General features: G+C 70.2%; 6 protein-coding genes. 3 read left to right on the top strand and 3 right to left on the bottom strand.

Annotation, left to right across the window (positions count from 1 at the left end):
• From GA0115259_RS22250 to glmS, 3 genes are all read right to left on the bottom strand, one after another.
• Nucleotides 1–303: NAD(P)H-hydrate epimerase (locus GA0115259_RS22250; RefSeq protein ID WP_272921174.1), on the bottom strand; the 303-nt coding region annotated here is incomplete at its 3' end.
• A gap of 4 nt (nucleotides 304–307) precedes the next feature.
• A complete protein-coding gene (locus GA0115259_RS22245; RefSeq protein ID WP_093600054.1) occupies nucleotides 308–676 on the bottom strand; it encodes a holo-ACP synthase in 369 nt (122 codons plus the stop codon).
• Between the two features lie 57 nt (nucleotides 677–733).
• Complete coding sequence (glmS, locus tag GA0115259_RS22240) at nucleotides 734–2,581, bottom strand: glutamine--fructose-6-phosphate transaminase (isomerizing) (protein ID WP_093600051.1); 1,848 nt, start codon at nucleotides 2,579–2,581, stop codon at nucleotides 734–736.
• Nucleotides 2,582–2,768: 187 nt separating this feature from the next.
• Between glmS and coaA the strand changes: the two genes are divergently transcribed.
• The 3 genes from coaA to GA0115259_RS22225 all read left to right on the top strand — a co-directional run.
• On the top strand, nucleotides 2,769–3,764 hold the full coding sequence (gene coaA, locus GA0115259_RS22235; protein ID WP_093600048.1) for a type I pantothenate kinase: 996 nt from the start codon (nucleotides 2,769–2,771) through the stop codon (nucleotides 3,762–3,764).
• A 43-nt stretch (nucleotides 3,765–3,807) separates the two neighbouring features.
• Nucleotides 3,808–4,830, top strand: coding sequence for a DUF389 domain-containing protein (locus GA0115259_RS22230; RefSeq protein WP_093600045.1), 1,023 nt, complete (start codon nucleotides 3,808–3,810; stop codon nucleotides 4,828–4,830).
• A 235-nt stretch (nucleotides 4,831–5,065) separates the two neighbouring features.
• A partial coding sequence (locus tag GA0115259_RS22225; protein ID WP_305129564.1) for an RING finger family 4 domain-containing protein occupies nucleotides 5,066–6,183 on the top strand: 1,118 nt, incomplete at its 3' end.

Genomic DNA, 6,183 nt, shown 5'->3' with positions numbered 1-6,183 from the left:
GCGGAGCAGCGCGGCGAGCCCGCCCGCGTGCGCCCGGTCGGGCGCGAGGAGGACCGCCGTGACACCGGCGCCTCTGCGGGCGAGACGGGCCGCGGCGTACAGGGCGTCACCGCCGTTGTCCCCGCTGCCTGCCAGTACGACGACCCGCGCTCCGTACACCCTGCCCAGCAGATCTCGCAGCAGGCCGGCGCAGGCGACGGCGAGGCCGTTGGCGGCGCGCTGCATGAGCACGCCCTCGGGCAGCCGCGCCATCAGCTCCCGTTCGGCGTTTCTGACGGTCTCCACGCTGTAAGCGATACGCATACGGTCAACCCTCCGCGATCACCACGGCCGACGCCACTCCCGCATCGTGGCTGAGCGAGACATGCCAGCTCTTCACGCCCAACTCGGCGGCGCGTGCCGCGACCGTACCGAGCACCCGCAGCCGCGGCTGCCCGCTGTCCTCCACGCACACCTCGGCGTCGGTCCAGCGCAGTCCGCCGGGCGCGCCCAGGGCTTTGGCCACGGCTTCCTTGGCGGCGAACCGTGCCGCCAAGGAAGCCATACCGCGCCGCTCACCGCTCGGGAGGTACAACTCCCGCTCGCAGAAAAGACGTTCGGTCAGTTTCGGAGTCCGCGACAGCGACTCCGCGAACCGGTCGATCTCCGCCACATCGATCCCCACCCCGATAATCACGTGGAGCCGCTCCCTACTTCTCTTTCAAGTTCTGACCCGCGGTTCTGGCCGCTCGGCCTACTCCACCGTGACGGACTTCGCCAGATTCCTCGGCTGGTCGACCTCGTTGCCGCGCGCCGTCGCCAGCTCGCACGCGAACACCTGCAACGGCACCGTAGCGACCAGCGGCTGAAGGAGCGTCGGCGTCGCCGGGATCCGGATGAGATGGTCCGCGTACGGCACCACCGCCTCGTCGCCCTCCTCCGCGATCACGATCGTCCGCGCGCCTCTGGCCCTGATCTCCTGGATGTTCGACACGATCTTGTCGTGCAGCACCGAGCGCCCGCGTGGCGACGGTACGACGACCACCACCGGCAGATCCTCCTCGATGAGCGCGATCGGGCCGTGCTTCAGCTCACCGGCCGCGAATCCCTCGGCGTGCATGTACGCCAGTTCCTTGAGCTTGAGCGCGCCCTCCAGGGCGACCGGATAACCGACGTGCCGGCCCAGGAACAGCACCGTCCGCTTGTCCGCGAGCGAGCGCGCCAGCGCCCGTACCGGCTCCATCGTCTCCAGTACGCGCTCCACCTCGCCCGCGATCTGCGACAGGTCCTTGATGACGGCCCGGATCTCGTCGCCCCACTTCGTACCGCGCCGCTGGCCCAGATAGAGCGCCACCAGATAGCAGGCAACGAGCTGGGTGAGGAACGCCTTGGTCGAGGCGACGGCGACCTCGGGGCCCGCGTGGGTGTAGAGGACCGCGTCCGACTCCCTCGGGATGGTGGAACCGTTCGTATTGCAGATCGCCAGAACCTTCGCGCCCTGCTCGCGGGCGTGGCGCAGGGCCATCAGCGTGTCCATGGTCTCGCCGGACTGGGAGATGGCGATCACCAGGGTGCGCCGGTCCAGGATGGGATCGCGGTAGCGGAACTCGCTGGCCAGCTCCACCTCGCAGGGCATCCTGGTCCAGTGCTCGATGGCGTACTTGGCGATCAGCCCGGCGTGGAAGGCCGTACCGCACGCCACGATGACGACCTTGTCGGCCTCGCGCAGCACCTCCTGCGGGATACGCACTTCGTCTATGGTCAGCGCGCCCTGGGCGTCGATCCGGCCGAGGAGCGTGTCGGCGACGGCCTTGGGCTGCTCGGCGATCTCCTTGAGCATGAAGTAGTCGTAACCGCCCTTCTCGGCGGCCGACGCGTCCCAGTCCACGTGGTACGAGCGGACCTCGGCCGGATCGCCCGCGAAGTCCGTCACCGTCACACCGTCGCGGCGCAGCTCCACGACCTGGTCCTGGCCCAGCTCGATCGCGGAGCGCGTATGGGCGATGAACGCGGCGACGTCCGAGGCGAGGAACGACTCGCCCTGCCCGACGCCGACCACCAGCGGCGAGTTACGGCGTGCCCCGACCACCACGTCCGGCTCGTCCGCGTGCACGGCGACCAGGGTGAAGGCGCCTTCCAGCCGCCGGCACACCTGGCGCATCGACTCGGCGAGATCGCCGCAGGAGGAGAAGGCCTCGGCGAGGAGATGTGAGACGACCTCGGTGTCGGTCTCCGACCCGAGATCGTGACCGCGGCCGGCCAGCTCGGCCCTGAGGGCGGCGAAGTTCTCGATGATCCCGTTGTGGACGACGGCGACGCGCCCGGCGTTGTCGAGATGGGGATGGGCGTTGGCATCGGTCGGCCCGCCGTGCGTGGCCCACCGGGTGTGCCCGATGCCGGTGAGTCCGGCCGGCAGCGGCCGTTCCACCAGCTCCTTCTCCAGATTGACGAGCTTGCCCGCCTTCTTCGCGGCGGCCAGCCCTCCATCGGCGAGCACGGCGACTCCGGCCGAGTCGTACCCGCGGTATTCGAGCCGCTTGAGGCCCGCGATGACCACATCAAGCGCCGACTGTCCGCCGACGTAACCCACGATTCCGCACATGCCGGCAGCCTACGGCGCCGCCCTCCGCCCCTCCCGTAACCGCGAAGCCCCCACCCCGCTCCCACCCTCCGAGTACCTCATCCGGCCCCAGCACCCGGCCCAGCCGCCGGGCCCCGGCATCCGGCCGCCGCCCCGTACGTGACTGAGCACACCCTCCGCGAGTGGCGGTGAGAGCCGACAATGGGGCGTGATCAATTCGTTGCCACGAAGTGTCCTCCGTCGGGGGGAGCATGGGCCGACTCCGTATGTGGATCTGAGCCGGGACGAGTGGAGCGCGTTGCGGGAGAAGACGCCGTTGCCGCTGAGTGCCGAGGAGGTGGAGCGGTTGCGGGGGCTGGGGGATGTCATCGATCTCGACGAGGTGCGGGACGTCTATCTGCCGTTGTCGCGGCTGCTGAATCTCTATGTCCAGGCCACGGCCGGGCTGCGCGGTGCGCTGAACACGTTTCTCGGGGACGCGGGCAACGGGCACGGCGCGCAGCTCGGTACGCCGTTCGTCATAGGAGTCGCCGGGAGTGTGGCGGTCGGGAAGTCGACCGTGGCCCGGCTGTTGCAGGCGCTGCTCGCGCGGTGGCCCGAGCATCCTCGGGTCGAGCGCGTCACCACCGACGGCTTTCTGTGGCCGATGGCGGAGCTGAAGGCGCGCGGGCTGATGTCGAGGAAGGGCTTCCCCGAGTCGTACGACCGGCGGGCCCTGACCCGGTTCGTCGCCGACATCAAGGCCGGCAAGGACGAGGTCACCGCGCCCGTCTACTCGCATCTCATCTACGACATCGTGCCGGGCGAGCTGCTCACCGTACGGCGCCCCGACATCCTGATCGTCGAAGGGCTCAATGTCCTTCAGCCCGCGCTGCCCGGCAAGGACGGCAGAACGCGGGTCGGGCTCGCGGACTACTTCGACTTCAGTGTGTACGTGGACGCCCGCGCCGAGGACATCGAGAACTGGTATCTGAACCGGTTCCGCAAGCTCCGCGAGACGGCGTTCCAGAACCCGGCCTCGTACTTCACGAAGTACACCCAGGTCTCCGAGGACGAGGCCCTGGAGTACGCCCGTACGATGTGGCGGACCATCAACCGGCCCAATCTGCTGGAGAACGTGGCGCCCACCCGGAGCCGTGCCACGCTGGTGGTGCGCAAGGGACCCGACCACAAGGTCCAGCGGCTCTCGCTCCGGAAGCTCTGAGCGCCTGGAAGCCCGACAGCCCGAACCCCGAGGAGCCGTTCGCTTGTTGCATCTGCGTCTGCTCGTGCCCGCCGACCGTACCGACGAGGTCGTACGGACCGTCGAGCGCACCGTCGGCACGGCCCATCTCGCCGTCGTGCCCGGTGCCGCGCGCGATCCGCTGGGCGATCTCGTCATGTGCGACGTGGCGCGCGAGGCCGGCGACGAGCTGATCTCGGATCTGCGCGCCCTCGGGATCGACGACATCGGTTCGATCACCGTCGAGAACATCGATCTGACGCTCTCCCGGCGGGCGGAGGAAGCGGAGGAGGCCGCTCCGGGCGAGGGCGCCGACGCCGTGCTGTGGGAGCAGTTGGAGGACGTGACCCACGAGGAGTCCACGCTCTCCCTCACCTATCTCGCGTTCCTCTCCCTCGCGACGATGATCGCGGCCTGCGGTGTGGTGCTCGACAACGCGATCCTGATCGTGGGCGCGATGGCGGTCGGCCCGGAGTTCGGCCCGCTGGCCGGCGTCTGTACGGCGCTGGTGCAGCGCGCCCCGCGGCTGGCGTGGCGCTCGCTGGTCGCGGTCGTCGGCGGTTTCGCGGTGGCGATGGCGCTGACGACGGCGTTCGGTCTGCTGATGGACGCCTTCGGGCTCTTCACCCGCTCCATGCTGGAGGCCGAACGCGCGAACACCTCCTTCATCTGGAATCCCGATCCGTTCTCGCTGGTCGTCGCCGTGCTCGCGGGCGTGGCCGGAATGCTCTCGCTGACTTCCTCACGGTCGGGCGCGCTGGTCGGAGTCGCCATCTCGGTGACGACCGTCCCTGCCGCCGCCAACGCGGCGGTCGCGCTCGGCTACGGCGACTTCGGCCAGGTCTGGGGCTCCAGCCGCCAGCTCCTGCTGAATCTGGCGGGCATCCTGGTCGCGGGCACGCTCACGCTGGTCGCGCAGAAGGCACTGTGGGCGCTGGCCCAGCGGCGACGGATACGGCGGCGCGGGCAGAGCGGGAGCCCCGGGCACGTGGACCGTACCGGTCCTGAAGGTGTGTCCGTCGGTCCCGGCAGCACGCCTCCGGCCTGACGGAGAGCGGCGCGAAGAGCCGCCCGGAGAGCCGCGCGAAATCCCGGATGCGCCGAGCACCGTCTCATTGATACGTTCAACGGGCGCGGGCGGCTCTCGGATGTGCTTCCTTCTCTTTCACTCCTAATGAAACCCGAGTGCGTCCATCTTCCGCCCGCGCGTCTACTTCAACGCCGCGTCGTCCGTACGAGGAGTACGGGCGACGCGGCGTCTTACGCCGGGGGGACCGACGGATATGAGCACCACCACGCGCCCGGACGGTATGAGCGCCGACGACGCGGACGCAGACGCTTACGACGACAACGACACCGCGCGCGGGCTCACCCTCGCGCTACTGCTTCGCCGCGGGGCCGTGTTTCTGCCCGCCGTCGATACCGTCCCCGTACCTGAGCGCGTACCCGACCCCGTACCGGAAAGCCTCGCGGGCGTCGCGCTGCTGGAGGCCGATCTCTTCGAGCGCGGTTTCCTGCTCTCCGCGCCACTGCGCCAGGCGCTCGCCGCGCGGACTCCCGTGGCGCTGGCCGCCACCGGACGCGCGCTGCTCACCGACATCGACGAGGCGCTCGGCTCCGACCGTGATCACACGCCTCTGTTCCGCCGCTTCCCGGACAGCACACCGCGCGACACGGGCAGATACTTCGTCAACCGAGTGGTGACGCTGCTGTTCCAGCACCCGAGCCAGCCGTGCGTCCTCTGCGGCACCGTCGGCACGGTCCATGCCGTCTCCCCGTGCGCGCATCTCGTCTGCCGAAGCTGCTTCGACGGCTCGGACTTCTCCGCCTGCCCCATCTGCCACCGGATCCTCGACGCCGACGATCCGTTCCTGCGGCCTTCCTCCCGGCCGCGTCTCACCTTCCGCCGACGCGAGGCGCTGCCGTCCCGACTGCGCGTCCTCGCGTACGGAGGCGACTTCGCCGCGCGCACCGAGGCCGCCGGCGACGAACTGCGCAGGCTCCTCGCCCGTACCGCCGCGCTCTCCGCGCAGGAGACGAACGACCTCGTCCTGTTCCTCGGCACCCGGGACCGGACCGAGCTGGACTGGCTGCCCGCGAGCCTTCCCGGCCGGGAGACCAAGGCGCGCGTTCTGGCCTGGCTGCTGTCCGCGCCGAAGAACCAGGCCGCCCCGGAGAACCAGGCCGGAGTACTGCCTGCCGTCACCGCCCGGCTGGACACGGCCACCGACATCCTGCGGCTGCTCGCCGTCCTGTCGGGCGGCGATCCCGGGCTGGTGGGCATGCCGCGTATCGCGCCCGTGCCGCGCCCGGTCCGCCGTGCCCTGCTTGCCGCGCTCGACGCCCTCGACCCGGCGCTCGCCGTCGCCGACATGCGCCGTCACCGCCGCGCGTGGATCCG

Origin of the sequence: Streptomyces sp. MnatMP-M17 (assembly GCF_900091995.1) — a bacterium.
GTDB lineage: Bacteria > Actinomycetota > Actinomycetes > Streptomycetales > Streptomycetaceae > Streptomyces.
Note: the sequence above shows the minus strand (reverse complement) of the source record. Positions and strands in the feature narration are given on the sequence as shown.

Bases quoted from the DNA above. Each gene is read 5' to 3' on its own strand.
- glmS (WP_093600051.1), bottom strand. From the start codon at position 2,581: ATGTGCGGAATCGTGGGTTACGTCGGCGGACAGTCGGCGCTTGATGTG.